Source organism: Nitrospira sp. CMX1, assembly GCF_054902215.1.
Genome location: NZ_JBUBKD010000062.1, coordinates 84,955 through 110,996, shown reverse-complemented (window position 1 = coordinate 110,996; position 26,042 = coordinate 84,955). Strand labels below are relative to the sequence as shown.

At 53.6% G+C, this 26,042-nt stretch carries 32 protein-coding genes; 10 read left to right on the top strand and 22 right to left on the bottom strand.

The features are described from left to right. The first annotated feature begins 57 nt into the window (after window positions 1–57). On the top strand, window positions 58–540 hold the full coding sequence (locus ACYX34_RS15205) for a hypothetical protein (protein WP_462077424.1): 483 nt from the start codon (window positions 58–60) through the stop codon (window positions 538–540). 177 nt (window positions 541–717) lie between these two features. On the opposite strand, the gene ACYX34_RS15200 is transcribed toward ACYX34_RS15205, so the two are convergent. The 4 genes from ACYX34_RS15200 to ACYX34_RS15185 form a co-directional block, all read right to left on the bottom strand. Then, window positions 718–1,476, bottom strand: a complete 759-nt coding sequence (locus ACYX34_RS15200; RefSeq protein WP_462077423.1) for a hypothetical protein — start codon at window positions 1,474–1,476, stop codon at window positions 718–720. Beyond that, window positions 1,473–2,096, bottom strand: a complete 624-nt coding sequence (locus ACYX34_RS15195; protein ID WP_462077422.1) for a hypothetical protein — start codon at window positions 2,094–2,096, stop codon at window positions 1,473–1,475. Before ACYX34_RS15195 ends, ACYX34_RS15200 begins: the two co-directional genes overlap by 4 nt. A 34-nt stretch (window positions 2,097–2,130) precedes the next feature. Further along, window positions 2,131–2,376, bottom strand: coding sequence for a DUF2188 domain-containing protein (locus tag ACYX34_RS15190; protein ID WP_462077421.1), 246 nt, complete (start codon window positions 2,374–2,376; stop codon window positions 2,131–2,133). A gap of 450 nt (window positions 2,377–2,826) precedes the next feature. Continuing rightward, a complete protein-coding gene (locus tag ACYX34_RS15185; RefSeq protein WP_462077420.1) occupies window positions 2,827–2,985 on the bottom strand; it encodes a hypothetical protein in 159 nt (52 codons plus the stop codon). A 1,035-nt stretch (window positions 2,986–4,020) separates the two neighbouring features. Between ACYX34_RS15185 and ACYX34_RS15180 the strand changes: the two genes are divergently transcribed. Together ACYX34_RS15180 and ACYX34_RS15175 are read left to right on the top strand one after the other, a co-directional pair. Further along, window positions 4,021–4,335, top strand: a complete 315-nt coding sequence (locus ACYX34_RS15180) for an RNA recognition motif domain-containing protein (RefSeq protein WP_462077419.1) — start codon at window positions 4,021–4,023, stop codon at window positions 4,333–4,335. A 776-nt stretch (window positions 4,336–5,111) separates the two neighbouring features. After that, entirely contained in the window at window positions 5,112–6,512 is a 1,401-nt protein-coding gene (locus ACYX34_RS15175; RefSeq protein WP_462077418.1) for a calcium-binding protein, read from the top strand. Window positions 6,513–6,594: 82 nt separating this feature from the next. Here ACYX34_RS15175 and ACYX34_RS15170 read toward each other — a convergent pair whose 3' ends face one another. The 3 genes from ACYX34_RS15170 to ACYX34_RS15160 all read right to left on the bottom strand — a co-directional run bounded on the left by ACYX34_RS15170 (window position 6,595) and on the right by ACYX34_RS15160 (window position 8,669). Continuing rightward, the gene (locus tag ACYX34_RS15170; protein ID WP_462077417.1) at window positions 6,595–6,978 is read right to left on the bottom strand and encodes a hypothetical protein; all 384 of its coding nucleotides are present in this window, start codon (window positions 6,976–6,978) and stop codon (window positions 6,595–6,597) included. 171 nt (window positions 6,979–7,149) lie between these two features. Next, complete coding sequence (gene amoC, locus ACYX34_RS15165; protein ID WP_462077416.1) at window positions 7,150–7,965, bottom strand: bacterial ammonia monooxygenase, subunit AmoC; 816 nt, start codon at window positions 7,963–7,965, stop codon at window positions 7,150–7,152. A gap of 44 nt (window positions 7,966–8,009) precedes the next feature. Next, the gene (locus ACYX34_RS15160; protein ID WP_462077415.1) at window positions 8,010–8,669 is read right to left on the bottom strand and encodes a hypothetical protein; all 660 of its coding nucleotides are present in this window, start codon (window positions 8,667–8,669) and stop codon (window positions 8,010–8,012) included. A gap of 390 nt (window positions 8,670–9,059) precedes the next feature. Between ACYX34_RS15160 and ACYX34_RS15155 the strand changes: the two genes are divergently transcribed. From ACYX34_RS15155 to ACYX34_RS15145, 3 genes are read left to right on the top strand one after another with little or no spacing between them, the layout of a single operon-like run. After that, entirely contained in the window at window positions 9,060–9,680 is a 621-nt protein-coding gene (locus ACYX34_RS15155; protein WP_462077414.1) for a glutathione peroxidase, read from the top strand. A 26-nt stretch (window positions 9,681–9,706) separates the two neighbouring features. Beyond that, window positions 9,707–10,153, top strand: coding sequence for a surface-adhesin E family protein (locus ACYX34_RS15150; RefSeq protein ID WP_462077413.1), 447 nt, complete (start codon window positions 9,707–9,709; stop codon window positions 10,151–10,153). Window position 10,154: 1 nt separating this feature from the next. Further along, entirely contained in the window at window positions 10,155–10,559 is a 405-nt protein-coding gene (locus ACYX34_RS15145) for a surface-adhesin E family protein (protein ID WP_462077412.1), read from the top strand. A gap of 108 nt (window positions 10,560–10,667) precedes the next feature. Here ACYX34_RS15145 and ACYX34_RS15140 read toward each other — a convergent pair whose 3' ends face one another. The 14 genes from ACYX34_RS15140 to ACYX34_RS15075 form a co-directional block, all read right to left on the bottom strand. Then, a complete protein-coding gene (locus tag ACYX34_RS15140) occupies window positions 10,668–11,543 on the bottom strand; it encodes an FAD-dependent oxidoreductase (protein WP_462077411.1) in 876 nt (291 codons plus the stop codon). After that, the gene (locus ACYX34_RS15135) at window positions 11,458–11,898 is read right to left on the bottom strand and encodes an FAD-dependent oxidoreductase (protein ID WP_462077410.1); all 441 of its coding nucleotides are present in this window, start codon (window positions 11,896–11,898) and stop codon (window positions 11,458–11,460) included. The genes ACYX34_RS15140 and ACYX34_RS15135 overlap by 86 nt, the downstream gene beginning before the upstream one ends. An 86-nt stretch (window positions 11,899–11,984) precedes the next feature. Then, window positions 11,985–12,494: a sirohydrochlorin chelatase gene (locus tag ACYX34_RS15130; RefSeq protein WP_462077409.1), complete on the bottom strand. Its 510-nt coding sequence runs from the start codon at window positions 12,492–12,494 to the stop codon at window positions 11,985–11,987. A gap of 84 nt (window positions 12,495–12,578) precedes the next feature. Further along, window positions 12,579–12,788 (bottom strand): hypothetical protein, encoded by a 210-nt coding sequence (locus ACYX34_RS15125; RefSeq protein WP_462077408.1) that lies wholly within the window; start codon window positions 12,786–12,788, stop codon window positions 12,579–12,581. Next, a complete protein-coding gene (locus ACYX34_RS15120) occupies window positions 12,779–13,516 on the bottom strand; it encodes a hypothetical protein (protein WP_462077407.1) in 738 nt (245 codons plus the stop codon). The genes ACYX34_RS15125 and ACYX34_RS15120 overlap by 10 nt, the downstream gene beginning before the upstream one ends. 52 nt (window positions 13,517–13,568) lie before the next feature. Further along, window positions 13,569–13,943: a hypothetical protein gene (locus ACYX34_RS15115; RefSeq protein WP_462077406.1), complete on the bottom strand. Its 375-nt coding sequence runs from the start codon at window positions 13,941–13,943 to the stop codon at window positions 13,569–13,571. Between the two features lie 12 nt (window positions 13,944–13,955). Continuing rightward, the gene (locus tag ACYX34_RS15110; RefSeq protein WP_462077405.1) at window positions 13,956–14,909 is read right to left on the bottom strand and encodes a YbgA family protein; all 954 of its coding nucleotides are present in this window, start codon (window positions 14,907–14,909) and stop codon (window positions 13,956–13,958) included. Continuing rightward, window positions 14,906–16,351, bottom strand: coding sequence for a cryptochrome/photolyase family protein (locus ACYX34_RS15105; RefSeq protein ID WP_462077404.1), 1,446 nt, complete (start codon window positions 16,349–16,351; stop codon window positions 14,906–14,908). The genes ACYX34_RS15110 and ACYX34_RS15105 overlap by 4 nt, the downstream gene beginning before the upstream one ends. 24 nt (window positions 16,352–16,375) lie before the next feature. Next, window positions 16,376–16,825 (bottom strand): PDZ domain-containing protein, encoded by a 450-nt coding sequence (locus tag ACYX34_RS15100; RefSeq protein ID WP_462077403.1) that lies wholly within the window; start codon window positions 16,823–16,825, stop codon window positions 16,376–16,378. Window positions 16,826–16,843: 18 nt separating this feature from the next. Then, entirely contained in the window at window positions 16,844–17,770 is a 927-nt protein-coding gene (locus ACYX34_RS15095) for a TIGR01777 family oxidoreductase (RefSeq protein ID WP_462077402.1), read from the bottom strand. A 423-nt stretch (window positions 17,771–18,193) separates the two neighbouring features. Continuing rightward, entirely contained in the window at window positions 18,194–18,322 is a 129-nt protein-coding gene (locus ACYX34_RS15090) for a hypothetical protein (protein WP_462077401.1), read from the bottom strand. A 215-nt stretch (window positions 18,323–18,537) separates the two neighbouring features. Then, window positions 18,538–19,374: a formylglycine-generating enzyme family protein gene (locus ACYX34_RS15085; protein WP_462077400.1), complete on the bottom strand. Its 837-nt coding sequence runs from the start codon at window positions 19,372–19,374 to the stop codon at window positions 18,538–18,540. Continuing rightward, on the bottom strand, window positions 19,371–19,739 hold the full coding sequence (locus ACYX34_RS15080; protein ID WP_462077399.1) for a hypothetical protein: 369 nt from the start codon (window positions 19,737–19,739) through the stop codon (window positions 19,371–19,373). Before ACYX34_RS15080 ends, ACYX34_RS15085 begins: the two co-directional genes overlap by 4 nt. Window positions 19,740–19,815: 76 nt before the next feature. Then, window positions 19,816–20,781: a formylglycine-generating enzyme family protein gene (locus ACYX34_RS15075; protein WP_462077398.1), complete on the bottom strand. Its 966-nt coding sequence runs from the start codon at window positions 20,779–20,781 to the stop codon at window positions 19,816–19,818. Between the two features lie 407 nt (window positions 20,782–21,188). On the opposite strand from ACYX34_RS15075, the gene ACYX34_RS15070 reads away from it, so the two are divergent. After that, the gene (locus tag ACYX34_RS15070; RefSeq protein ID WP_462077397.1) at window positions 21,189–22,106 is read left to right on the top strand and encodes a MerR family transcriptional regulator; all 918 of its coding nucleotides are present in this window, start codon (window positions 21,189–21,191) and stop codon (window positions 22,104–22,106) included. Window positions 22,107–22,315: 209 nt separating this feature from the next. On the opposite strand, the gene ttcA is transcribed toward ACYX34_RS15070, so the two are convergent. Continuing rightward, a complete protein-coding gene (gene ttcA, locus ACYX34_RS15065) occupies window positions 22,316–23,221 on the bottom strand; it encodes a tRNA 2-thiocytidine(32) synthetase TtcA (RefSeq protein WP_462077396.1) in 906 nt (301 codons plus the stop codon). Between the two features lie 70 nt (window positions 23,222–23,291). On the opposite strand from ttcA, the gene ACYX34_RS15060 reads away from it, so the two are divergent. The 3 genes from ACYX34_RS15060 to ACYX34_RS15050 all read left to right on the top strand — a co-directional run bounded on the left by ACYX34_RS15060 (window position 23,292) and on the right by ACYX34_RS15050 (window position 26,019). Continuing rightward, window positions 23,292–23,789, top strand: coding sequence for an arsenate-mycothiol transferase ArsC (locus tag ACYX34_RS15060; protein ID WP_462077395.1), 498 nt, complete (start codon window positions 23,292–23,294; stop codon window positions 23,787–23,789). 149 nt (window positions 23,790–23,938) lie between these two features. Then, the gene (locus tag ACYX34_RS15055; RefSeq protein WP_462077394.1) at window positions 23,939–25,000 is read left to right on the top strand and encodes a putative zinc-binding metallopeptidase; all 1,062 of its coding nucleotides are present in this window, start codon (window positions 23,939–23,941) and stop codon (window positions 24,998–25,000) included. Then, complete coding sequence (locus tag ACYX34_RS15050; protein ID WP_462077393.1) at window positions 24,997–26,019, top strand: D-alanine--D-alanine ligase family protein; 1,023 nt, start codon at window positions 24,997–24,999, stop codon at window positions 26,017–26,019. The genes ACYX34_RS15055 and ACYX34_RS15050 overlap by 4 nt, the downstream gene beginning before the upstream one ends. Window positions 26,020–26,042 lie beyond the last annotated feature (23 nt).

Below are 26,042 nucleotides of genomic sequence, written 5' to 3'. Positions count from 1 at the left end.
TGTACATGGTATATTTTCAATCAACTTCAATTTCCGTCTTACTCTCCAGGCGGCTGTATGGAATGGTTATCGATATCGTTTTTCAAGCCGTTCCTCTCATGGGTTCTTAACTTTGTCCAAGGCCGTCTTGGTGTCGATAGAGATCATGACGTAGCAATTTTCAGGAAAATCGATGCAATCGGAACTGAGAGCCGTATCGACCAAATCCTAAACAGCCGTATCTATAATAGTAGACTTAACCGTGAGGATCACCATACCCTTGGTGACCTTATTGAAGCATTGTCCCGCATTGAGAACAGGTTCCTCGATAGCACTCTACAAAAGGCGGCAGAGGAACTCAGAGATGAAATGACGGAGCTTTTGGGATTCGTGAGCCGAACGTTCTTTTCAGTGTCCGGTGGTTGGCATAAGTTCTATCCCGACCCGATAGATAAGGATTATTATGACAAGCAGTGGGCTGAACTGTGTAGCAAGCTTGAAAAGTCATGGGAAACCTACAAGAGTTTTCGCATGACTGTGAAGAAACGGTTGAAGACCTAGTGTTGGGGGCCGAGTCAGCGCCAAAACACACTGACACACCATGGATCCATGGTAGGGTTTGCTATCACAAATTCTAACGTTTGTGTTAGTGATTCCTCTTGTTGAGTGTCCTGCGGCGGGTTGTCTACAGACTTTTCATCAACGTGATCTAACCACAGATAAGCATGAGGATAATTGCTACACTACCAATTTTAGTATGGCGTTCGTAACAAGATCGATAACGTATTCTTCAGCAGTATGTGGCGATATATCCACACTTGAAGGATGGGCTGCTGTGTTGCGCTTGTTCAACTTTTCCTTTAGCAGATTGTGAAGACCGTTCCCAATTATGTTTGCAGATCGGATGACCTGCAATACATCACTCTCCTTTAATTCAGCAAAATCGTCCTTGACTGACACAGCACTAATTCGAGCCTTAGGGCATGTTTTTGGCAGTTGGGCGTTGAACGCGTTGAGACGCGATGAATCTTTTACAACAAACTCCAGAAGGTGGTTATAGGCCAGGTTCCATGCCATTACAATCGTTGCTCGAAAGGCTTGGCAACGGTAACATCGAATAGTCTCATCTAGGTAAATACGCTCGACTAGATCTGGAATTTTTGCGGGGAGATCCGCTAATAGTTGCCCTACGTGAATAGTGACAGGACGCTGACCATACGTCTGCTCCAGTTTGTCCCTTACACGCTTTTCAAGCATATATCCCTTGGAGTCACGTAGAACCTCTCGGGGACTTCTGTCGAGCATTTTCGAGAGATATGGATTAACGTCGAGTGGTTTCTCCAAGAACAGAGTTTCATAACATTGACGGATGTCCGCCGGGACAAATCGGTCTTGCCCCTTTTGAGAATGCAGGAACCACGCAAAGAAACGAATCTTGTCCGGGTGGCTCCACCCAGCAAAACCTTCTATTCCTCCTACTAACTCCTCAAGAGTCACTTTGACGTTTTCCCCATTTCCTCAACTTTATTCTCTCCAAGATGATTAATTGCGAACGAGCCTGCCGTGCTGCCGGGACCAACCCATCCGTACTTTGCAGATTTCAGTTGTCGAAATGGTGCCGATGCATCTTTAGGAACCTGCCATCCCATATGCCTATAGCCCGTGTATGCATGGTCCATCGTCACGCTTTCAACACTCCGGAACTTCTTCAACCACCATGTAATGGCCAAATACTTTTTAAGGTCAGAATCAGGGTTTGTATCATCAAGAAATTTCTTAAGAGGCATGGATCCTTCCGTTAGGTTAATATCGACAGGCTGAGGAACACGTAGCTTTGGCTGTGTCTTAGTCGGCTTCTTTGCTGACGAAACAGCACTCATGGACAACTCATCCTTCATCGAATCGTCATCGGTTACGTCTTCCACAATGGAAAGCGTTTCTTTACCGTTCGTGGTCGCGATTTGAGCAGGAGCTGAAACCAATCGCTGAGGCGTCGCCAAAGCTTTACTCAAAGTTCCTGCGATCGACCGAATGTTTTCTACCAGTGTGGCGTTATCCGATTCAGTTTCAAAATGGATGACGGTCATCCTTACTTTCCCCTTGTCTTCCTTTGCCATGGAAAGCTCCTCCTTGTTTAAGCCAGTCTTCCATTTAATGTTCACGATCTCTTGGTGGATACGGATCGTTTCCCGGCGAGATGGTATCCTTACTTCGAATCTTTCCATCAGTTCCCTTGATGGTAAGTTCGCCTCCCCCTTGGTTATGAAGCATTTGCTTAGCTGATGCCGCAGCATCTCTTTGTGTGTCGTGGCTGCTCGAAATTCTGTCTGAATCGTTCCTCTTGTTGACCCATTTACCATCACGTTGAAAAACGGTCCGATCACGTCCTTTGCTCATATCTTCCTCCACTGGTTATAGGGAAATAAAAAAGCCCCTTCAGGCGTACCAATCCCGAAGAGGCCTATTGTGAGCTCAGCTTCCACCAACACACGGAATGGTGGCTTGTTTTTCAAGTTGGATGAGTCATGCCAATTGTCTCCAGGTTACGACGCCTGGCGCTCCTTTCCAAAGAACTAGGGGTACTGATAGGCCTAGTTTCCACTAGGTCAAGTGGCCCAGGAAAAATAAATATTGGACCGTGTAAGATCGCGGTTTATTTATGGGAATCAGTGGGGTATTAGAACTTCAAGTCCCGGACTTGCAGAATAGACGCGGCTAATCCGTAGCACGACGAGAGATGGGAACGTTCCCATCCTCTTCTACAGGAAGTCAACCAACACTACTAAGCAGCCCTGCTCTCCCCCGCAAACGGGACCACGAGGCGGGCCAACGACGACATTGAAAGGTTCACATCCGATTGAGGACACCAAACCTTTTAATGCACGCTAAGCCGTTGAAAAATCGATTCACGGCCGCTTCCCCTTCGAAGCGGTAGACCTTCTCGTCTCCTCCCACTCCATCCACATCCGAATTTAATTCAGCAACAGCTTCTATAAGATTTCTCATTTCTCCGCTGTCCTCCACAGGTCCTCTGGGAAAAAAGGAAGACCCGCCGCCGGAGAGGAACCAGCGGCGTCACGCGAGAGGATCAGCCTCGCGCTCGGGTCTCCATGTCAGATGCGCGATGTGGGAGCCATCGTACTCTGGAGCCAGTTGCGATATACATACGGGTCTTGACCAAATGTTCGTCCTAACTGGAGTAACTCTTAGAATGTCGCCCGCTGCGTGACTGGATCTTATGGAGCATTCACATGACACACCTGCTTCTCACGTCAATGTGTCTAATTATCAAAGCTTTTCATAGCCGCTTTCTATGAAGCACCACATATCAAGAACATCGACAACGAATCGGACGTCCTAAGGGTCATCATGATGATTATTGAAAGTGTGTTGAAGGTCCCACTTAGCCGCCGAATAATGTCCTTCTAGTATCATGGATACTAATGAAATCAGCATCAATCTCGCCTTGTACCTTGAGATGCCTGTAAAGATCTTTCATCATGAAGAATAAGAGCTTTTCTCCGTCAGTGAAGTGGACAGTTTCATCACTCGATTTCCCCAACCCCAACTTGAGCAACCGCCTCACAGCCTCTGCCCGAGAGTCGACGCATCGTTTTGTTTGCCATGCCACTTATTCAACCCGCGATAGTATTTTCTCATCAACTCGCATCTCAAACCGTTCGTTCATGGGACTAATTCTGTAAGGCCTGACCGGAGACCTTAGTTAGAGATTCTTGACCGCTTGTTCATCCTTTCAGCCGAAGCGCCAGTGATTCCCCATAGCTAACAGAGACTGAAGGACCAAGGGATAAGGAACGCTAGCTATTGCTGTTGCAGCTTGATACACTAGAGCTGTTTCATCGCGTCAGGCCTCGCATGAAACGAGCGAAAGACGGCCTATTACCGATGTTGTTCCTACCGAGACTGTGATCGGAAGTCTAACCTGAGCCCCTTTACTCATTACTTTCTTGGGTCTCTCCTTCCTTTTGCGAAGTCCTCTCGCGTCATGGACAATATCATCATTACAGGAGGACCCCAATTATGGGTTCGAAGCTTTACGTCGGTGGGTTGCCCTATGCGGCGACCGAGCAGCAGTTGAATGAAACTTTCGGGGCGCATGGCACGGTGGCCTCGGTGAAGATCATCGCAGACAAGTTCACGGGGCAGTCGCGTGGATTTGGTTTCGTGGAGATGTCTTCGGATGCTGAGGCACAAGCCGCGATCACGGCGCTTCACGGCACGGAGATGGGTGGCCGCACGTTAACGGTCAATGAAGCGAAACCAATGGAGCGTTCTGGCGGCGGTGGTGGATTCGGTGGCGGCGGTGGCCGTGGTGGAAAGCGCGATCGCTGGTAACCGGCTTGCGCTGATCGAAACGCCAGAAGAATCTCCGGCCCAGACCGCTCCGAATCTCCTCCTCGATGGCATTACGCGGCGCGGGCCGGAATTTCTCCAAAAAACGGAATGATCAGATGAGCCAGAGACGATATTGAAATTCCCATTGGGCACACCATCTGCTTCCGAACAATAGGTCGTTGTGAGAAATCCATCTTGCCTGCACCATTCTCAATCGAATACTTGACTATTCTTGAGAGACATGGCCGCTGACTTCTCCTCCAGGATACTCGAATGACTTCCTCAGGGGTGCGCACGCCGGTACTGTAAATAAGGGTTCGTCTTCAACCCGATCACAGCTGAAGAAGCCAGGACTACAAATCCATTCCTCTCAGGTGACTCGTCAAAGATGGCGATGGCAAATACCCTAGTCCATCTAGGGTGGAATGCATCTACCTGACGAGCTGATATTCACGTAGATAATATCACCCATTCCATTTCACAGAGACGACAGAGAGGCAGATGACGTTCAGGGCAAGCACCGCGGCAGGTGAGTAGAATGTCAACGCATTACTCCGTCCTGCACGCTCTCGGGACTTCACGCCTTCCCTCGATGGGGATCCGCCGCACGGAACAACACAAGGTGAATCCCGAGATGCAGAGGGCGCATCGAGGTACGCTGGGCACCGGTGATGAGCCATGACGAAGGGTGACGTGTCTCCACAGGCACCATCCCTCTCATCAAACCCGTGAAAAGGCTCGAGGCAAGAAAGCAAACCACTGATTAGGAGGTTAAGATGGCAATCATCAACGGAACATCCGGTAATAACGTCCTCATTGGTACACCCAATGCTGACGAGTTGAACGGATTTGGTGGGGATGACCAGCTCTTTGGCGGAAGGCACGATGACGCCCTCAATGGTGGCGATGGCAACGACAAGCTTGATGGCGGAAGTGGCAACGATATCCTGAACGGAGGCGCCGGGGACGATCTCATGGAAGGCGGAAACGGGGACGATCAACTGAACGGTGACACGGGGGTTGACACATTGAACGGTGGCGACGGCTTCGATCAATTAAACGGGGGAACTGGAGCTGACACCCTGAACGGCGGCGATGGGAGCGATACACTGGATGGGGGGCTCGATGCCGATGTCATGAACGGTGGAGACGGGAACGACACGTACATTGTAGACAACGTAGGCGACGTGGCGAAGGAGTCCTTTGACGATGAGCTGGGTGGGATATTTGACAGCGTGCAGGCCTCCGTCACCCATACGCTTGGCTTTGGGATCGAAAACCTCTCCCTGACCGGCTCTGCCGCTATTAATGGTACCGGCAACGCACGGAACAATATCATCAGTGGCAATGACAACAACAACATACTCGCAGGGCTGGATGGCAACGATACCATCGCCGGCGGCGGCGGCACAGATCGGTTGAACGGATGGGCTGGGGCCGACTTCCTCAATGGTGGAAGCGGAAACGATGTTTTGAACGGTGGGGCTGGGGCCGATACCATGAACGGTGAGGATGGGAACGATATCTATATTGTGGACAACACGAACGATGTGGTGCAGGAGTTCTCATTTGATGATGCACTTGGCGGACAGGATCTCATCCGAGCATCCGTGACCTATACCCTGGGTAGCAGCATCGAACTCCTCACTCTGACCGGCACCGCCGCAGCTAATGGCACAGGCAATGAAAAAAATAATGTCATCACTGGGAATGGTTCTAGCAACGTACTCTCTGGTCTAGATGGCAACGATACCTTAAACGGCGGAGATGGTACTGATCAGCTCGAGGGCGGCAACGGAGATGACCTGTTGATCGGTGGAGCTGGGGCAGATGCTCTCATCGGTGGCTTGGGTGCCGATCACTTCAAGTACAAATTAGTCACCGACAGCCTAGCTGGTGGTGGGAAAGATGCCATCATTAATTTTCAAGCAGGCAGTGGGATCGGCGACCAGATTGACCTCGCCGATATCGATGCCAATGTTTTACTGGTTGGGAATCAAACCTTCACATGGATTGGAGGGGGTGTTTTTACGGGAGCAGGCCAACTCCGATATGCCAGCGGGATTGTACAGGGTAACACCGACACGGATTCAACTGCTGAATTTGAGATTCAACTATTGGGCGGCCCAGTGCTCTTCGTCAATCCGGCAGCTACCGGCACCGATATCCTCCTGTAAGTAGAACAACTTCACGCAGGGCGCCCTCTAAAGCGCCCTGCCGTTTTACACCAACAACACAAGCGCTCCTAAAGACGACTCCCTACGCCTCAAACGCGTGGCTGCACTTCCGGCAAAGAAATTTCGAGGCAATTGTCTCCTTCCATTCATCGAGCTTCTTACTATAGTTCTTTGTCTTCAACCGCCCATACCCCACCCACACCCCTAGAAAAGCCAGCGACGAAGCAAGTTCGCCAACGGCCATCTGGGATTCCGATCCTTGGGGGGGGCCCATGCTGAGCATGACTGCCGCATTTGCGGGAATACCCAGCAGAAACCCTTGGAGGTAGGCCCACGGCGCCCTCGGTGGGTGATAAGCCTTAGGAAGATCATTGAGAGCCTTGTTCGAGGTAGCCATTCGGAAGATATCCCCCACTCGCTGAACATTCTCTGCACTACAGCTTGGACAGATTCGCTCGGTAGACATCAACCCTCTCCTCTCTCCACAATTCTAAACCTCAACCCACATGTAACAGTCTAGCTCTGATCGACGACCCAATAACCTAGACTCATCAACTCCTTGCACGAAGAAACGACACGGCCCGGCACCCCATCCGGAGTACCGGGCCGCATCCATACGACTCCTCACCCTACTTACTTAGTACACACTCTTGGCCCCCTGCTGCACCTGGGCCGGGAACGGATCCAGGATGCTCTTCGGCGCGTTGTTCCAGATCACGTCCGCCAGATTCGACATCCGGCTCACGATCTGCGCCGCGACGCCGCCCGCCGCCCCGAACAACCCGCACCACCCTAACGTCACGAAGCCCCAGTGCAACGGTGCCGCAAACAGCTCATCCACAAACCAGAACGCATGGCCCCACTCGTTGAGTCCCACGTTCGGCAGAATGAACATCGGCCCCACCACCGCCGCCACCAACGGAAACGACGTCGCCTGGCTGTACAGCGGTAACCGCGTCTGCGCATACAGGTAGCTCGACACGCCGCACGTAATGTACAACGGGAACGTCCCGTAGAACGCCACAATGTGGCTCGCCGTAAAGCTCGTGTCCCGGATGATCACTTGGTGCCACGCCGCATCCTGCTCCAACGTGTAGCTCCCCGCGTAGTACACGCCCCAGATGTAGCACACCAACCACCCCATCCAGTAAAAGTACCGCTTCAGCTCCAACTTCGGGTCCAGGTTCGCCAGGTTCCGATCCCGCGTCACCCAGATCCACCCGATCGAGGTGGCAAAGAACAGGGCATTGGCCACAATGTTAAACCGCCACAGCCCCATCCACACCGACTCAAACTCCGGGGTCATCGAATCCAACCCGTGCGAATACCCGAAGGTCCGCTGATACACCACCCAAAACACCCCGATCGCCAACATCGCAAACCAGCCGATCTTCACCGGCTTCGAATCGTACCACTGCGACACATCATATCCCCGCTCGCTTGATGCTGCCATGATCGAACCTCCTTGTTAGACCCACCTCCGCATCGATTTAATCCTCAAGAATTGCCCAAGATCCGCCCATTCCTCGATAGTCTTGATTTGGAGAACTCATAACCAATCACGACGAAAAGGAGAATGATGGTTATCGGTCCAATGGTCTTGCGGGCAATTGTCGCGTAATCGATTTGCTGCACCCGTAACAAATAAGAGGATGAGCTGAAACCTTCCGGCGCAATGATTAACTTATAGAGCCCTTTGGCTAACTTGGCTTCTCCTCGGAGCACTCCGTCCGGATGAATCGTGGGCGGCCAGTAGGCAACCGTCTCTTCCTCCGATGTCTCGCTCACTCCCTTGATAACCCGCACGCCTATCGGAAGATTGCGCAGGATCGGATCGACGAGATCCACCACGAGAAACGTATCGCCTTCACCGGGGATCTCAGTACAGTACTGCGCCTTCGCTGCATGTTGCGGCTGGTAGGCGTTGAAATGAACGAGATTCCCGCCGACTCGTTGAACACAACTATCCTCTTCTATGGTCACATTGCCATGCGCGCCTGCTAGACCCGGCAGAATCATTGGGAAAACCACGAGCACACCGAGAATTTTGCGAGATGGGACTGGTCGCTTCAATCTGATCGGGTTAGGACTCCACATCCCTCGCTGTAGTGTCCCAGCGAGGACAATCAGCGCGAGACTTACAATGAAAATCATCATCGACTTTCACCTCCTTTCACCCCTATTTAGAAAGCATACTCTGTGAAAGATGAAGGCCTCCTTAGAATTTCATGAAGAAATCTTCATGATCATGACTTCGGTTGAACCTATTTCTACTTCTTCTCAAGTGTCTTATTAATCCAACGATCATGTCCTTGTCGTAGCCGGCATCGGAATAGATCCAACTCCATTGCATGACAGCTTTAGTTGGAGGCACCAGTCTGCAACTCATCAGCTAACGCGTACAGCTTCTTTTGTTCAAAGGCTGCTAGATATATTTCTACCACTATGTCCATAGTTTGTCAAAATATATAATTGACAAACTATGGACACTCCAGATACGTTTACGAAAAGCCTGCCAGTTACTGCCATGGAAAGGAGACGCTCATCATGTTGATCTACTTAAAAATTCTCTTTGCCCTCCCTGGCCTTATCCTGCTGGGACTAGGGTTTAGTGCGTTCTCGACCTCGAAAACCTATGCGCACGAGAAACAATCCAATGCGCCCTTACATGCTGGGGTCACGACGGCACCTCTCTATGGATTTCGTCTCCCAGATATCGACGGCCATCCTGTCGATCTCAAGACATTCAAGGGTAAGGTGCTGCTCATTGTGAATACCGCAAGCATGTGCGGCAATACGCCCCAGTATGCCGACCTCCAGGAAATGTACGAGCGGTATCAGGAACGGGGATTTGAGGTCCTGGCATTTCCGGCCAACGACTTCGGGCAGCAAGAGCCGGGCACAAACCAAGAAATTAAAGGATTCTGCTACACCAGATACAGCATCAGTTTCCCCCTGTTTTCTAAAATCAGCGTGGTGGGGAAAGACAAGCATCCACTCTACCGATACTTGACCGAGCAGAGTGCGTTCCCTGGCCGTGTGACGTGGAACTTCCAGAAATACTTAGTGGATCGCTCCGGGAACGTCATCGGAAAATATGACCCCGGAATGAATCCTTTGTCACCCACCATTCTGGCCGATGTGGAGAAAGCCTTGACGGCAAGCTGACGGTCTGCGCCGACAAGGAATGACGCATGCTGAGGAATCGGCTTCATCTCAAGATTGGTCTTGGTCTCGGCCTGTTTCTATATCACGCACCGGTCACCGGCCTTGCAGCGGATGAGTGGGTGCGAGTTGGGGGAACACATAAATACGACCGCTACGTGAATATGACCAGTATTGGGGCATGGGGACCAACAGTCACTCTTTGGACGCTTCGGGACTTTCGAGTAGAGCGGGCTATCCCACGTGGTCCCTACCGGTCATTGAAGATCAAACGGCAATATCACTGTGACCAACGAAAGAGCCGGCCCCTCTACGTCCGGTACTACCCGCTAGCCTTGGCGCAAGGCCCTGTCCTCTACGCGGCGCCAGCCACGCGTGAGTGGTCACGCGTGGTTCCGGGCAGCGACGACGATACGGAAATGAAAGTCGCCTGCCGTACAGTCCTGCCGGCGTTACGTCCGGATAACAGAGGCTAATATGCAACCACTATTGATGTTGATGGTACTGAGTTATGGAATGATGGCGGCCTGTACAGGGGGTGAGACACCGTCCGGTTCACCACCAAGCGTCGCAGCGGAGTGGACCAAGATCGGAGAGACCGAGACCTATGTCTATTATGCTGATCACGGCAGTATTCGGAAGACGGACGAGACCGTCACGATGACAGACCTCTTCGACTATAGGACTAACCAGACGGAAGGTAGCATCCCCGCGCTTTCAAAAATCACTCTGCGGGAATATGACTGTCAGAACCGCAAAAGCCAACCAGTGAAAACGACATGGTTTCCCGACCATATGGGTTCAGGAGCTGCAGGACGCACCACTGGAGCCACAGGCCAATTAACGACCTCGGCCAGTGGCACGGCTACTGCGCACTCATGACGATCGCTTGTGGACGTTGAGAAGTTGTTCAAGACGTTAGTCAAAGTCTGCTCGGTATCGGGCTGGTGATCCAATACGTCCAGGAAACACTGATCGCTCAAGTCAAGATTAAGCGTAATCGGACAGGATGGCCTCAGCTGCTTTCCGTCCCGACAACAGCGCCCCATCCAGCGTCCCGCTTTCCCGGTAATCTCCGCAAAGATACAGTCCCTCAGCCTGACGCGGTGAGATGGTGCGGTTCCCAGGTGAACACGCATTGAGTGGGGATAGCGCACGCTGAATGCGATCAGTCCGCAGATGACGCCATTCGTTGACCTGCGAGCCGAACCAAGAGCGAAGATGTCCCTGTACCGTTTGTGACATATCAATGTGCGTATCAATCTGTTCAGCCACGGTTACTGAGATCAAGGCGCGCCCAGACGGCGCGTATGAGGGCGCTGCTTCACTCAAGACACAGACCGTCCGGACCACCCCATCACCGTCCCCATTTAACATCAACCAGGGTCCTCGTTGCGGAGCAGCGGGGGCATCGAAATAGAGCGTAACTGAGCCACGAGCTGAGGCGCTTGGTCTGTCATCTCCACGCAAACGGGCCGCAGTCGCGTCATCCGTCGCCACCACGAGGACATCGGCTGCAAGCTGTTCCCCGGACTCCAACATCGCGCTGGATCCCTGAATCCGTTGGACGGTTTGGTTCAAGCGGATTGTCCCCGGGTTCAGGTTGGCTGCGAGTTGTTGTGCAACGGCGCCCATACCGTCTCGCGGTAAGGCAGTAACTCCTCGGCAGAAAGCCCCCCAGACCAGCTCAAAAATCCAGTAAGGCGTGCTCAATTCCGTTTCCAAGAATACGCTGCTGAGAAACGGTCGAAAAAAATGCATCACCATAGCGTCCGAAAAGTCATAAGCCCGCAATACATCGCGAGTCGGCTGGGTAGGGTCTTTCATCTGAGAGACGGGGTGCTGCTGCAAGATGTCTCGTCGCATACGCAGCATCCTGAATGGGACTGAGCAACATCTCTGGAAGATCTTGCGGCCGGCGAAAGGGATCGCTCATTACGTGAAAGCGGCCGGCGTGGCGAATGAGGGCTCCGGGGTGGAACGGCATGAGCTTCAATGCAGAATAGTTCAACGCCTCGCGCGCTTCCGGATAGCCGGCAAGAAGGACCTGAAATCCACGATCGAGTTGAAAGCCCTCGACACGATCCGTACGGGCACGTCCTCCGATGCCATCGGACGCTTCAAGGACCGTGCAAGCGAGGCCTGCGTTTGTCAGACGACGCGTGCAGGCTAATCCGGCAACGCCGGCCCCGATGATGAGCACGTTTGGAGTTGCGGACATGGTGAGTTATTTCACCTCTTGAGCCACTGGAGACATGCAGCCTCTTCGGCCGTCACATTTTCCCGGCTTTGTCGTCGAAGAACCTGTCACGACCATCTCCGTAGCTGCTCCGTCAAAGTCTTCGCGATCAGTTGCAAATCGAATGGCCAGGCATAGCGTAATTCGACATCGGGATACTTCGGCCTAAGCTGCTCAAGAATCTCCGGTATCTCGACTTCCGAATGGGAACCGCCCGGCGTGAACATCGTGGTCAACACGGTAATAGATGTCGCGCCTTGTTTCACCAAATCCTCCACGGCTTCTTCCAATGTCGGAGCGCAGAACTCGTTGTAGGCCATGGCAAACAAGACACCACCCAGATGTGGGCGCAGTACGGCCCCCACGGCCTCTAATCCCGATTGGTAAGGATCGGTCGCTTTAGTTCGTGGCCAACAACGGATTTTCTGATCCAATTCCAGTTCCTCAGGGGACGGAGGCTGTTTCGCCGCACGCCGTTGGGCTTCCAATCGTTTCAATTTCGTGACCAGATCCTGCGGGCAGTCTTTGGGGATGCCACCATGACCTACAAGAATAACCCCCTTCATCGAATCGCTCATAAGTTTCGTCTCCTATGGCTAATGCGCACGGCGTTTCGTGGCCGCGCAATTGTGTGAGAACCGACCGATCCTTTGCCAAATACTTCACGGAGCCGTTTCGAGACGCAAATCATCAAAGTATGTGACGGCATCGGACTTGGTCCACAGCCCAACACGCCCCTTGGCAAACGTTCGATCACAGAGTGCAAAAGCGGGCGATAGACGGCCGAACAGGAGAACGAGCACATAGACATACCCTACCCGCATTGAGAGGTCGAGTAGAGATGCCTCGTGTTTATGGACGCTCATCGCCATGTAACTTCTTCCCAACAGAGATGGATGAAGGTCTCGTACGGTGGAAAATTCCTTGTGTTCTGTTCTTTTGATCGAACCCACAGATCGATCTCCATTCCAGCTGGATCGGTCTCACCTCCCGGTAGCATGCGTTTCACCGGATACTGAACCTGATGGGTATCAGGATCCCGGGAGCGTTCCATCACCATAAAATGCGCGTCATAGTCTTTATAAAGCACCTCATCATTTCTGTAGACGGTGGCGGTTCCCCAGCCTGCCAAGTACAACCAGGTCTTGGGATAGAGGGGATCGCCGTTATTCGAATCGCCGTGCTCATAGACCCTCGTGGCAATTCCACCATCGTGGAACGGCTGTTTCGCGGCGAAGCGGTCAAAGACGATCCGATAGTGATCCGTTTCTTCCGTAAATTGCGCAATCACACGGCCACTATTCAGCACCTCGTTCACCTCGATATCAATGCTGCCCTGTACCGGAGTGAGATGCTTGCCGGCATAATCAAGATGGTCCCAAGGTGATTGATCCTTCATGCTGCCGATCAACAGCGGGGCCGCACCTGTGAATCTGAACTTTCCACTGTAGAACGGGTGTTCGGCAGCTTTAAAAATCCTGGTGCCCTCTGTTTCTTTCGGCGTGCCAAATACACCTTCCTCTGCGAAGGCGATGGGTAGGACCGCACTACTGATCGCGAAACTCACCGCACAGAGCCACTGCATTCTCAGCGAGATCATAGTCCTCCTTTGCCTCGTGTGTATCCGAGTTCGATCTGTAGAGACACCATCTTCACAGGCTCACAGAGTCCGTCGGGGCTAAGTATTCTTGGAGATTGGTTTTCCCATAGCGACTCCCCGGGTACACGGTTCGAATAAACTTCACCACGAGGGCCATCAGTTTCTTGACCGCAGGAGTTTTTTCAGGATCTGTGGCAGGCAGCAACCGCACGGTGATGGCTTTCTCGTGTAGCTTGAGCTGGATAAAGAAGTTGGTTGAGGTGCCCTGTTCGATCGCCACAGACTCGAGCAAAGCATCCTTGCCGCTTCTAGAGAGGTAGAATTCTTGAACCTTGAGTATCTCGGCTCCAGTCCGTTGAAGAATTGGCGTGAAATGCTGATACAACGCCTGAAGATCTCCGACTGCTTCTATGACAGCGTGCGGCATGTCCGTTCCTTTCTACACATGATTCCGCAACATCAGTTCCTTGGGATGCGGATGAAGATACACCTGGTCACGGATGTAGCTCACGTCGAAGACCTGAACGTAGTGCTTCAGCAGCGTCAACGGAACGATCAGGGGAGTGAGTCCCTGATGATAGTCATTGATCACACCCAACAGCTCGGCCTTTTCACGTGGACTCATTCGTTTCTTGAAGTGGCCGACGATATGTTGCAAGACATTCACATGTTTCCGTACCGTCGCTCTCACGGCCAACGTCTTCATAAAGAGATCGGCATACTTCACCGTCAGGTCCTTAGGGCGATACCGTTCTGCCTGAGCGACGAGCTGCCCCATCGTCTTGTAGTGCTGTGGGCTGTGGGACAGCAACAAATACTTATGGATCGTGTGAAAGCGAATGAGATCTTGCCTGTTGAGCCCATTTTGTAGCAGGTCCTGCAGTCGACGATAGCAAAACACACGCTCGATAAAGTTCTCTCTGAGTGCCGAGTCGCAGAGCCTGCCTTCCTCTTCGACAGGAATAAGAGGAAATGCATCTCGAAAGGCCTTTGCGAAGACTCCCGCGCCACTGTGACTCGGCATCCCCTGCGGCGTATACACACGCACCCGTTCGACCCCGCAACTGGGTGAACCTCGCTTGAAGACAAAACCTGAGAGGTTCAATTTGTTGAGAGCGTCGAGACGCTCCTCAATCATCGTCTCCATCGCGGCAGTGTGATCCTGCTGGCTCGTAATCGTGATGAGTCGGGGTTGCCGTGGATTCCCAACCAACCGCATGGCTTCGCGAGGGATACCCAATCCCGCCTCCACCTCGGGACAGACTGATACCCACTCGACGTAACGACCCAATACATCCGTCAGGAAATGGTCCTGTTTATGTCCTCCGTCGAAGCGAACTTCATCTCCGAGCAGACACCGGCTGATGCCAAGGCGAATCGGGGAAGCCGTCATCTTACTGCCTCCTGCTTCCCGAGATGAAGATATTCCTGACGCGCAAGCTGGTGATCCACCACCGGAGCAGGATAGTCGGTCCCGATTCGGCATCCAGCGAGCGTCTGCTCCTCAGCGGTCATGAGATGCGGCTCATGAATTTTCTTCGCTGATACATGAGTCAATTCAGGAACGTAACAGCGGATGTAAGCCCCCTCAGGGTCGAACTTTCTACTCTGAAGCGCCGGATTAAAGATCCGATAGCCCGGCATGCTATCCGTCCCGGTCGACGCACACCATTGCCAATTCCCATTGTTGGCCGCCACATCGGCGTCAAGCAGGTGGCGCATGAAGTACTGTTCACCGCTCTGCCAGTCGATCCGAAGATCTTTGATTAAAAAGGAAGCCACGATCATGCGGACGCGGTTGTGCATCCACCCTGTCTGGTTGAGCTGCCGCATACCGGCATCGACGATCGGATACCCCGTCCGCCCACTGCACCAGGCCAGGAATAGGGCATCCCGCTCCTGGCCATGGTCTCGTGACGGCGGCACGGCTACGCGACGGAATGGGCCGTTAATCACATGCGGAAACGCGGCTAGGACTTGGTGAAAGAACTCCCGCCAGATCAGTTCATCGATCCAGGTCAGGACATCTGTGCGGGAGACAGGCCCCTTGTGGGATAGGCTATGTATTGCGGTATGGACGACCTCCTTAGGTGAGAGTGTCCCGAACCGCAAGTGAGGGGACAACTTCGCGCTCCCATCGATTGCCGGACGATTCCGACCATTGGCATACCGGTGGATGGGGCCGTCGACGAACCAACGCAACTGTTCCCGGGCACGACGCTCCCCCGGTGCGATCCATGGCACAAGGTTCTCATAGCCCAGCTCCTTGGCTGTCGGGAGCGGCAATGAGGACAATCGAACAGCCTTCCTTGCAGTCACTGAGAGGTGTGGGACAGCATGGACTGTCGGCTTGACCGCATGCCATTTGGCCCACCAGCGAGCCCGATACGCGCTGTAGCGCTGCATCGGTTCCCCGGTAGCCCCGCACACTTCCTCTGCCTCAAACACCACATGGTCCTTGAAGGTCTTGGCGGCAATGCCTTCCTGAGCCAACCGCTCCTGAATAGCCCGATCTCGCACGAGTGCACGAGGTTCACAATCTCGGTTCCAATATACTGCGTCGGCTTCCCACTCAAGAGCCGCGCGAAAGACTTCGTCCACTTGGGACCCACGCCGCCACTGCAGAGGCAGTCCGAGCGCCGCGAGAGAAGCTTGGAGCTCATCCAAGCATCCCAACATAAAGTTCACACAGGCTGATCCGAATTCCTGTGACTGCAGCAACGGCTCATCGAACACAAACAGCGGAATGACCTCGTCGCATTCTTCACAGGCTACGGTCAACGCCGGTTGGTCAGCGAGGCGAAGATCTCTTCTGAACCAGACGATTCCGCGCATGTGCCGTCCCTCTTTCATCAATGGTTATCGAGCCGGACTTCCATGCGGCCCCGTCGTTCCTTTCGGGAGCTTATCATCGGCCACACGCGTGATGGATAGCTCCCGAAGCCCGTTCTCTCCCCTCACTCCCAACTTCACGACGGTTCCCACTTCACCTCGAATCATGTGGACCACCTGCTCATAGCTCTTTCCGGTCACGGTAGTGCCGTCAACGCTGACGATTTCATCTCCATGTTGCAGTCCCGCCTGTTGCGCAGGGCCCTGTGGATGGACCATGCCCACATAGAGGATGGCTGGATCACCGATCCGCTCAGCTCCGATCTGGAGGACGATCCCGATAACCCCCTGATGCATTTTGGTATCGGTTCCATGACCGTAGGGAACCTGGCTCGAAGATTCGTCGGCCAGAGCTGAGCCGGTTAGGAGAAGGCCCATCAGCAACCCTGCTGCAATATGGAAGCTTCTGATTCGCATATGCGTTCCTCCTATTTATTATGCTGCTGATCTCTTAATCAGCACATCCCACAGGGCCTGTTCCAACGTTGTATACTGAAAACAATAACCTCCCGCCATGGCTTTCGCTGGAATCACCCGTTGGCCGGTTGTCATCAATGTCCCCAACTCACCAAGGAGCACGTTCAAGGCAAACCGTGGAACGGGAAGCCACGACGGCCTGTGAAGCACCCGCCCAAGAACTTCACAGAACATGTTCATCGTGATCGGCTCTGGCGCCACGGCATTAAGGGGGCCAGATATCCTGTTGTTGGCGAGAGCCCACTCGATCAGCCCGATGTGATCACGACGGTGAATCCAGGAGACCCACTGACTTCCCGGCATGATGGGACCGCCGGCAAAGAATCGGAAAGGCACTAGCATCTTGGGTAAAGCCCCGCCGTCTTGTTCCAAGACCATTCCGGTGCGTAGGGTGACGACTCGCGCCCCACACTCCGCAGCCCGCAGCGCCTCTGACTCCCATGCGAGACACAGATCGGCCAAGAAGCCTTCGCCGCGCGGCGCACTCTCATCCAACCATTGGTCGTTGGTGGCGCCGTAGTACCCGATTCCAGAGGCGCTGATGAATGTGGTGGGTTTAGAGGACCAGCGTAAAAGAGCCCTGACAAGTAAGCGCGTGGTAAGGACTCGACTCTCGGTGATGATTTGCTTGCGCGCATCCGTCCAGCGGGCGTCGGCGATTGACGCACCTGAAAGGTTAATGACCGCATCCGCTCCTTCAAGGACCTGCTCCCAGGGCCCTGAGTCCCGCGCGTTCCATTCGACTGCTTGAACCGGCAATTCAGGTCGATGATGAACTTGCTCCATTCGTCTGGTTAAAACGATAACCCTATGGCCTCCCCGGATGAGAGTGGCGCATAGTGCTTGCCCGATGAATCCTGTGCCTCCAGTGATGACGATTTTCATAGGTTTATCCTTCAGCAATACTCTCACCCGACATTCCCGGCATCATAGGCATGAGTGTGATCAATCGATCCCTCGTCTCCTTATTTACCTGCACCACGTCTCTTTGCACTAGATCTCTCATGGCTCACCTGTCGTGGAAACTTCCGTTGTTTAGGCCCTTCGAGTGCCCGAGGCAGTGGCATCAGTCGATTCGACAATACCATCTCATCGATAAACTCCCCGCAATTGGTGCACCGTAACCCCTTGAAGATAACCCCACCTGCATAGCCCTGCAAATTCACATGGTGCGCGACGACCATCAACCCTCCACACCGTGTGCAGGCATCCTGTCTCGTTGGATGAGGCAGAGCCGATGGCGTGCCTGATTCCCCAGTAGTTTCCATGAGAATCCTCATCACCGATGAAGAAACAATCGGTCATTTCCTATTTCTGAGCAAACCGTTTGTCTTTCGCCCGCCGCATCACAGCCAGGCTCACGGTCTGATACAGTCCGGCTACCAAGCCACAGGTCATGAATCCCATCGCAAACAAGAAAATAATGCTCATGTCCATGATTGTCCCCTTTCATCCATTACGAATGACGAACGCCGATTTAAAGGTTCCTGTTCGCCGAGGCGACAGGTCCCTCCATCACGAGGGAGCCTGTCTGCCTCAACGGGCGACGCCGTGCGGAGTTCAGCGTCGCCTGGATCAACAGGGACCGGCCTCCTGAACCAAGTCGTTATCGGCATGTTTCATCGCACATGATCCATAAACTCACGCAACAGCTACGGTGCGTGCTCAAGACTGCGAGCGCAACGGAACCCTGTGCCATGCGTCTGCAGTGCAAATCCTCCGCGCCCCCGTGCGGATGTCGCAATATCCGACGCCGGACTATGCCAGGACCCCCCGCGGATCGAACGAACAACTCCGTTCTTGTCCGGTCCATGAGGATTTCGGTTGGAGGCGTCTTTGTAGTAGTTCGGGTCGTACCAGTCCGAGACCCACTCTCTCACATTGCCGGCCATGTCCTTCACTCCATAAGGGGAATCACCGTCCGGCAGTGACCCAACGACATGGAGCGTGCGTTCATCGTCCCATTCCCGATCAAAGTTTGCGTGCCTCGCCGTGGGAGGATCATCCCCCCACGGATACATTCGTCCGTCAGTCCCACGCGCGGCTTTTTCCCATTCCGCTTCTGTCGGAAGTCGCTTTTTGGCCCATGCGCAATAGGATTTAGCGTCATACCAGGTTGTTTGGGCCACCGGCAGATGTTCAATGCCCGTGAGAGAGGCGAGGGGGCCGGTACCGTAAGGATTCGGAGGGGTACGATGACCGGTGGCTTTCACAAAAGCCATATACCGCTCATTCGTCACTTCGACTTGGTCGATGCCAAATGCATCAAGATACACGGCTCGCTGTGGACGCTCATCGGCCCGACCTTGTCCTTCTTGAGAACCCATCAAGAACTTCCCAGCTGGGACAGTCATCATCGGCACAGGATCAAGCTCTTTTGAGGCGGCTGGCGCGACCAGAGAGAACCATGGTGTGAAGACAACAACAGCGACCACGGCCATAGCCATATGTGATCGTTGCGTTCGGCAGGTCCACAACACGGTCGTCATTGCTTCGACTCCTTGCTCCCTTCAATCGCATGAGTCGTATGGATGCGCACTTGCCTGATGAGACGCTCCACCTGGACGGGGTTGTCCTGGTCGGCAGCCTCTTGGGCCTCAGTGATCAAGGTTCGTGCCTGGTGCAAGTGTTCTTCGATCTCGGCCTGTAGTTTCGGCGTTGCCACCGTCCCCCCCAAGGCCGCTCTGTGATACACCTCCCACGCATGGTCCACCTCGTGTTCGGCTTCATGCACCGCGCCTACACTTTCCCGATGAGGGTGATCACTAAAATCTATGGGTCCAGCGAACAACGGCGTGGGCACCAAGAACATGATGGGGAAAATCCCTGGAATCAGGAGTTGGCTGTACGTCATGGGTGCGTCTCCATCCATTCAGGTCAATTATTGAGCACCAGGAGAAGCTCTTTGAAACGGTGGAAGGCCTCCTTGCCTATTTCTTCTTCATGCTTTTTTTAATCAGCTCTTGGGTCGTCAGATATTCCTGGTTGGCTGGGTCGCCGGACAAGGCTTTCTCGATTGAGGCCAGCGCATCAGCATGCTTTTCGGCCCCCATCGCGACCAGTGCCTGCATAAAAGCAGCGCGGCTTTCCTGCATGGCCTCATCCGTGGGAGCAGGGGCGGACTTGGCACAGCGGAATCCTAGCCCCACACCATAGGAGTTATTGTCGGGCTGGTTCCAGAAGCGATGACTCGTATGGAGGGACGATTCCGGTGCGAGCCAGGATCCTCCACGGAGCACTTTGACCGGTCCTTGATTGGCGAAGTTATAGCCCTGATCGGCACCCTTGGGGTTTAGCGCAAGGCTGTTCTTGTAGTAGGAAGGTCCATACCAATCGTCCACCCATTCGAACACGTTACCGGCCATGTTATACACGCCATAACCACTCACACCCTCCGGATAGGAATCGACGGGTGTCGTTCGCCCTATATTTTGCCCATAGTTGGCCTTTTTAGGATCAATCGCGTGACCCCACGGATAATGATTATCTCCCGTCGGCCCCTTAGCAGCTCGCTCCCACTCCGCCTCAGTCGGCAGGCGTTTCCCCTCCCACTTGCAGAAGGCATTTGCGTCAGTCCAGCTGACTCCAACCACCGGCTGATTGGGCTTGCTGAGTCGCGGGTCATCCCAATAGGCTGGTGCGGGATGACTCATCGCTTTCATGAACTCTTTGTATCGAACGTTAGACGCTTCGTATTTATCGATCCAATATGAATCGAGTACGACCTGATGCCTGGGTTCATCAGCATGCTCGTTGCTGCCCATCGTGAATTCGCCCTTGAGAATGAGCACCATGTCTTTTTCCCCGCCCGGTTGGTCGGCGGCTGTCGCAAGCGAGATGGCTCCTCCCAGAATCGCTATGCCGACTACGAATTGGGGGATTGTTTGACTCCGCATTGGAACCCTCCTTGGTTAGTGCAATGATCCCGTAAACGAAAGGTGGTCCTTTCTAAGCTGGGCCGTGATTTCACATTTAAAGAAATCTCCGTCGAACGAAACGCCTGTACGGGCTGCTTCGCCGGATGATTTCTCACAATGCCTGCTTCGATGATTTCATTAGACCGTGCGTGAGACGGACGCACCTGTTAGGGCTGACGCGAGATGCAGCTGGTTGTCTGTGGAGTTCATCGATGCTTGTATTCTTGCCTGTGATGACATCGTTCATGATGATCTCCATAGTTCTCATGTCCAATAAGTGTCACATGTATGTCCAATGTATAGCTTATAATGTCCTATGTTTCAAGCGTTATAATTCAAAATATTTGACAAACATTGGACAGTCATCTAATAATTCAGATAACGATATGAATAAACATAGAATTCATAGAGTTGCGAAGCTGACAGGGCTTTCCAAGGATGTAATTAGGGTGTGGGAGCGTAGGTATAGCCTTGTCAAACCTTCCAGAAGCGCCAATCACTATCGGGAATACAGCGATGAGGACGTCTCCCTCTTCCGCTTTCTGAAGGAGGAACTAGATCACGGTCAGACTATCGGCGGGCTTGCGATGGAAGGGCGAGATTCGCTGCTTCAACGTATGCGGGCAAGCTCAATCCCGAAACAGCAGGAGCTTGCTCCCCACAGTTCACTGCTCGACGAACTGGTCTCCAGACTCGATCCACTCGATAAGGGTCGGTTTGAACTGCAACTGAACGCGGCAATCGCTGTGATCCCGTTCGAAGAAGCGGTGCAGCGCATTCTTCTCCCCTTACAGCGACGGATAGGAGAACTGTGGCATGAAGGACGAGTGAATATCGCAGTGGAACATTACGTCACGAAGATCATTCAACAGAAGTTATTCTCCGTAATCAACCAACTGCCGGCAAACGAGTTCGGCCCGCGCGTGCTCATTGCCTGTCCCGAAGGCGAGCACCATGAAATCGGCGCTCAAGCCGTCACATACCTTGCCGCCTCACGCGGTTGTCATGTCTATTACCTGGGACCTAATCTTCCCCTGACAGATTTGGAGGCGTTGTGCGAACGCGTGCATCCGGACCTGATTCTCCTGTCCTTGACTGAAACGAAATCGGACAACGAGACAGGTCACCTGCTTCAGGGCTTACGAGCGCTCTCGCAACGCTGGCATGTCGCAGTGGGCGGGAAAGGCGCATGTGCGATGGAGCACCTCCTAGCGAACACGAAGATTGAACTCCTTGATGATCTCGGCGCACTCCACAATCGTCTTGCGAATCTTCTTTCGGCCAACCAGCGCGCGTTTCATTGACCCTTACTCAGACGTGCGTCATGCCAACCTACCAAGCAGGTCTTCAATTGGCTTCCTCGGCCGGACCAGCCGGTATTGGCGTTCAGTCCCTCGACAGATTTTGCCGTTTCAATGTTGGCTTCAAGCGAAGAAGCGTGCCAGCACTACCGATTTGCTCACGCTGTAGAAACGGTGAACTGGCAACCGAGACGGGAACGTGCCCCAAGGGTTCACGGCAATAGAAGCGCCCCCTCGACATTCTCATGTGGCGGCGGCTCGTGATCCAACCACACGTCGCCCTCGGCTGCATCGGATTGAATGCTGGGCATGGACGCCAGAGATTTAAAATCAAAGAGACGAGAATCCATCAAGAGCGATGGGGCTACATTGGTCAACGCCGCGGCGATGCTGTCGGAACAACCGGGAGATCCTCGCTCCCACTCCTGAAGAAAGGCTTTGACCTTTTTACGCTTCAAATCCTCTTGGGAGCCACAAAGATCGCAGGGGATAATGGGAAAGCTCCGTAGCTCCGCGTACCGCGCGAGGTCTGCCTCTTTGACCAAGGCCAATGGGCGAATGACCAAATGACGGCCGTCTTTCGAACGCAGCTTCGGGGGAATGGCCTTGAGCTTGCCGGTATAAAAGAGATTCAAAAACAAGGTTTCAATGATGTCGTCACGGTGATGGCCTAACGCAAGCTTCGTGGCGCCCAGTTCCGTCGCGATCCGATACAAATGGCCTCGTCGGAGACGGGAACAGAGTGAACAGGTCGTCTGCCCTTCAGGAATGAGTCGCTTGACGATCGAGTAGGTATCGCGTGCCTCGATATGGAATGGGATGCCGCGGCTGGCGAGATACTGCGGGAGCACCTGTTCGGGGAAACCTGGTTGTCGTTGATCCAGATTGACCGCGACCAGGTCAAACTGGATCGGTGCCCGTTGTTGCAAGACGAGCAAGATGTCCAATAGCCCATAACTATCCTTCCCGCCAGACAGACACACCATCACCTTGTCGCCTTCCTCGATGAGGCGATACTCCGCGATGGCCTGCCCGACCAGTCGGCACAGACGTGTTTGCATCCTCTCAGTCGCTTCGTCTAGTTTAGGGACAGCTGTTGAAACTGGTGGTTTACTCATATCGCAATTGTAGCGGTCCCTTTGCGGCGATGTCGACTGTTCAACTCTGGAAAAAGGAGATATATCATCTATGGTCCAATCGATTCTCTTCGTCTGCACCGGCAATGTCTTCCGAAGCATGGCGGCTGAATATGCGTTGCGAGCTCAACTTGGCCAGCCGTCCGCCTATCAGGTCGAATCAGCGGGCATCGAAGCCAAGCCCCAAAAGGTTCATGCCGTAATTCTCAACCGGCTACGCCTCAAAGGCACCGACCCATCTGCCCATGTTCCTCGAACACTGACAAAGGAAGTGATTCAGCGAAGTGATCTCGTCATCGCCATGGGCCTGGGTCATCGCGAGTTTCTTCAGACCAAGTTCGGACTGCATGTCCCCCTTTTTAATGAGGTCGCCTTCGGCAAAGACGAACCGATCCTCGACCTCCACGAAGCCCTCCCGAATTGGGAACGGGATATCGTCGAGGCACGAGAATATGTCGAGTCAGTCATCGATCACATCTGGGACTCCATACCAGCCCTGAAGGCTCGGCTCTCACAGTTTTCCAGACAACACGATCCCCGCAAACCATAACTCCAGTTCAAACTGGTACGCTTTCGAACAATTTCTTCCTCGTTTTACGCTTCTTCGGACACCTGCAAGACGATCACCGACCGCATACCATCCAAATGCTATAGTTTTTCGTGCACTCTGCCGACAGGCCATAGTGGAAGATCTTTCCTATGGACCGCACCGTTTCTGACATACTCAAGACTCCGGTCGTCGGCCAAGACAACGTCCCGTGGGCCACATGGTCCGACGAGGCACTGTTGGATCTGCCAATGTGCGATTTACACGTCGGACTTACCGGCAGCTTTGTCGAGCAACCGATCGCAGAGTTAACCCGGGAACTGGAAGACCGTCGCCTGCAGTTTCGTCCGCATTTCTGGCTCTCCAACGAGTGGTTTACCCCGGATGGAGTGCCCGGTATCGCCATTCCCTTTTATCTCGCTCATCCGCGATTGGCGAAACTCGAACAGACTCAGATGTTGGAGGTGGAAGGCGGAACGACCGAATGGTGTTTGCGGATTCTCCGCCATGAAGCCGGTCACGCCATCGAGAACGCTTACAAAATTCGCCGCCGTAAGACCAGGCAGGACATGTTTGGTAAGTCGTCGCAACGGTATCCGCACTATTACTCACCACGGCCCTACAGCCGCAGCTTCGTTCGTCACTTGGATTTGTGGTACGCGCAAAGCCACCCCGATGAAGATTTTGCCGAAACCTTTGCCGTGTGGTTGACGCCGGACTCACTCTGGGAAGAGCGGTATCAAGGATGGCCGGTACTGAAGAAGCTTCGGTATGTTGATGGACTGATGAACGAGCTCGCCGACACCCCACCCTGTGTGACCACACAGGAAGAAGTCGATGCGCTGCCGACATTAAAGAAGACGCTAAGAGAGCATTATGAACGCAAGCGGCGACATTATGGAGTCGAGCGCCATCTTCAATATGACCCGGACTTGAAACGACTCTTCTCCACCTTGCCAAACCACGCGAATAAAATCAGCGCAGCGTCCTTTCTGAATCGGTTTCGGCGAGAAGTGCGCAAAAAGGTGGCGAGTTGGACCGGCGAATATCAATACACCATTGATCAGGTGCTGGAAGACATGATCCAGCGCTGTCGTGAATTGAACCTTCGAGTACCGATGACGGAAGAGCAAGCCAAACTCGACTTCACCATTCTGCTGACCGTCCATACTATGAACTTTCTGCGTAGCGGACGACATCGGGTGGCCTTGTGAAGCGACTGCGTGTGCTCGTCCTCATGCACGAGGATCTCGTCCCACCCGAGCAAGTGAACGGCCACGATCTCAAGTCGGTGGCCTGGCGGACGGAATACGATGTCGTCGCGACCCTGAAGAAGCTGGGCCATGATGTCCATCCACTCGGCGTGAAAAGCGATCTCAGTGCGATCCAGACTGCCATTGATCAGTGGAAACCGGATATCGCCTTCAACTTACTGGAGGAGTTTGATGGCGTGGCGGTCTATGATCAGCACGTGGTGTCGTATCTCGAACTGCTGCACATGCCCTACACCGGCTGTAACCCCCGCGGCCTCATGTTGGCGCGGGATAAGGTCCTCACCAAAAAGGTCCTGTCCTTCCATCGAATCCCCTATCCCGACTTCATGGAGGTTCCACAAGGACGGGTGGCCAAACGGCCAAAGCAGCTTGCCTTTCCGTTGATCGTCAAGTCAGTGACTGAAGAGGCTTCCCTGGGGATTTCACAAGCCTCAATCGTGGAAGACGACGACAAGCTGAGTGAACGGGTGGCTTTTGTTCACAATAGCGTCGGAAGTGGGGCATTGGTTGAACGGTATATCGAGGGTCGAGAACTCTATGTCGGCATCATCGGCAACGGACATCTCCAAGTGCTGCCGGTGTGGGAGCTCATCATGGATAAGTTGCCGGATGACGCCAAACGCATCGCGACCGAGCGGGTGAAATGGAGCAGGAAATATCAACAGAAGTACGGCATCACATCGCGAGAAGCGGACAACCTGCCGGAAGGGAAGGCTCAAGAAATCCAAGACCTGGCTAAGCGGGTCTATCGTGCGCTCAGACTCAGCGGCTATGCACGAATTGATATGAGAATGGACGCCGAGGGGCAACTCTACGTGCTGGAGGCCAATCCGAATCCGCAAATTGCGGAAGATGAAGACTTCGCCGATTCGGCCAAGGAAACAGGCTACGCCTACACGGAACTGCTGCAAGAGCTCCTGAGCGTCGGTCTCCGCTGGCGCCCTGCCAAAGCAGCGTAAGCTCCTCCCAGCCAGAATGTCGG

Excerpts from the sequence above, each read along its gene's own strand:
- ACYX34_RS15160 (WP_462077415.1), bottom strand. The coding sequence starts at position 8,669 with ATGATGATTTTCATTGTAAGTCTCGCGCTGATTGTCCTCGCTGGGACA.
- ACYX34_RS15125 (WP_462077408.1), bottom strand. The coding sequence starts at position 12,788 with ATGGCGATGAGCGTCCATAAACACGAGGCATCTCTACTCGACCTCTCA.
- ACYX34_RS15145 (WP_462077412.1), top strand. The coding sequence starts at position 10,155 with ATGCAACCACTATTGATGTTGATGGTACTGAGTTATGGAATGATGGCG.
- ACYX34_RS15135 (WP_462077410.1), bottom strand. The coding sequence starts at position 11,898 with ATGTCCGCAACTCCAAACGTGCTCATCATCGGGGCCGGCGTTGCCGGA.
- ACYX34_RS15085 (WP_462077400.1), bottom strand. The coding sequence starts at position 19,374 with ATGACGACCGTGTTGTGGACCTGCCGAACGCAACGATCACATATGGCT.
- ACYX34_RS15070 (WP_462077397.1), top strand. The coding sequence starts at position 21,189 with ATGAATAAACATAGAATTCATAGAGTTGCGAAGCTGACAGGGCTTTCC.
- ACYX34_RS15090 (WP_462077401.1), bottom strand. The coding sequence starts at position 18,322 with ATGGACATGAGCATTATTTTCTTGTTTGCGATGGGATTCATGACCTGT.
- ACYX34_RS15110 (WP_462077405.1), bottom strand. The coding sequence starts at position 14,909 with ATGACGGCTTCCCCGATTCGCCTTGGCATCAGCCGGTGTCTGCTCGGA.
- ACYX34_RS15105 (WP_462077404.1), bottom strand. The coding sequence starts at position 16,351 with ATGCGCGGAATCGTCTGGTTCAGAAGAGATCTTCGCCTCGCTGACCAA.
- ACYX34_RS15175 (WP_462077418.1), top strand. The coding sequence starts at position 5,112 with ATGGCAATCATCAACGGAACATCCGGTAATAACGTCCTCATTGGTACA.
- ACYX34_RS15060 (WP_462077395.1), top strand. The coding sequence starts at position 23,292 with ATGGTCCAATCGATTCTCTTCGTCTGCACCGGCAATGTCTTCCGAAGC.
- ACYX34_RS15170 (WP_462077417.1), bottom strand. The coding sequence starts at position 6,978 with ATGTCTACCGAGCGAATCTGTCCAAGCTGTAGTGCAGAGAATGTTCAG.
- amoC (WP_462077416.1), bottom strand. The coding sequence starts at position 7,965 with ATGGCAGCATCAAGCGAGCGGGGATATGATGTGTCGCAGTGGTACGAT.
- ACYX34_RS15185 (WP_462077420.1), bottom strand. The coding sequence starts at position 2,985 with ATGAGAAATCTTATAGAAGCTGTTGCTGAATTAAATTCGGATGTGGAT.
- ACYX34_RS15205 (WP_462077424.1), top strand. The coding sequence starts at position 58 with ATGGAATGGTTATCGATATCGTTTTTCAAGCCGTTCCTCTCATGGGTT.
- ACYX34_RS15120 (WP_462077407.1), bottom strand. The coding sequence starts at position 13,516 with ATGATCTCGCTGAGAATGCAGTGGCTCTGTGCGGTGAGTTTCGCGATC.
- ACYX34_RS15195 (WP_462077422.1), bottom strand. The coding sequence starts at position 2,096 with ATGGCAAAGGAAGACAAGGGGAAAGTAAGGATGACCGTCATCCATTTT.
- ACYX34_RS15180 (WP_462077419.1), top strand. The coding sequence starts at position 4,021 with ATGGGTTCGAAGCTTTACGTCGGTGGGTTGCCCTATGCGGCGACCGAG.
- ACYX34_RS15115 (WP_462077406.1), bottom strand. The coding sequence starts at position 13,943 with ATGCCGCACGCTGTCATAGAAGCAGTCGGAGATCTTCAGGCGTTGTAT.
- ACYX34_RS15095 (WP_462077402.1), bottom strand. The coding sequence starts at position 17,770 with ATGAAAATCGTCATCACTGGAGGCACAGGATTCATCGGGCAAGCACTA.
- ACYX34_RS15190 (WP_462077421.1), bottom strand. The coding sequence starts at position 2,376 with ATGAGCAAAGGACGTGATCGGACCGTTTTTCAACGTGATGGTAAATGG.
- ACYX34_RS15075 (WP_462077398.1), bottom strand. The coding sequence starts at position 20,781 with ATGCGGAGTCAAACAATCCCCCAATTCGTAGTCGGCATAGCGATTCTG.
- ACYX34_RS15130 (WP_462077409.1), bottom strand. The coding sequence starts at position 12,494 with ATGAGCGATTCGATGAAGGGGGTTATTCTTGTAGGTCATGGTGGCATC.
- ACYX34_RS15100 (WP_462077403.1), bottom strand. The coding sequence starts at position 16,825 with ATGCGAATCAGAAGCTTCCATATTGCAGCAGGGTTGCTGATGGGCCTT.
- ACYX34_RS15150 (WP_462077413.1), top strand. The coding sequence starts at position 9,707 with ATGCTGAGGAATCGGCTTCATCTCAAGATTGGTCTTGGTCTCGGCCTG.
- ttcA (WP_462077396.1), bottom strand. The coding sequence starts at position 23,221 with ATGAGTAAACCACCAGTTTCAACAGCTGTCCCTAAACTAGACGAAGCG.
- ACYX34_RS15055 (WP_462077394.1), top strand. The coding sequence starts at position 23,939 with ATGGACCGCACCGTTTCTGACATACTCAAGACTCCGGTCGTCGGCCAA.
- ACYX34_RS15155 (WP_462077414.1), top strand. The coding sequence starts at position 9,060 with ATGTTGATCTACTTAAAAATTCTCTTTGCCCTCCCTGGCCTTATCCTG.
- ACYX34_RS15080 (WP_462077399.1), bottom strand. The coding sequence starts at position 19,739 with ATGACGTACAGCCAACTCCTGATTCCAGGGATTTTCCCCATCATGTTC.
- ACYX34_RS15140 (WP_462077411.1), bottom strand. The coding sequence starts at position 11,543 with ATGCGACGAGACATCTTGCAGCAGCACCCCGTCTCTCAGATGAAAGAC.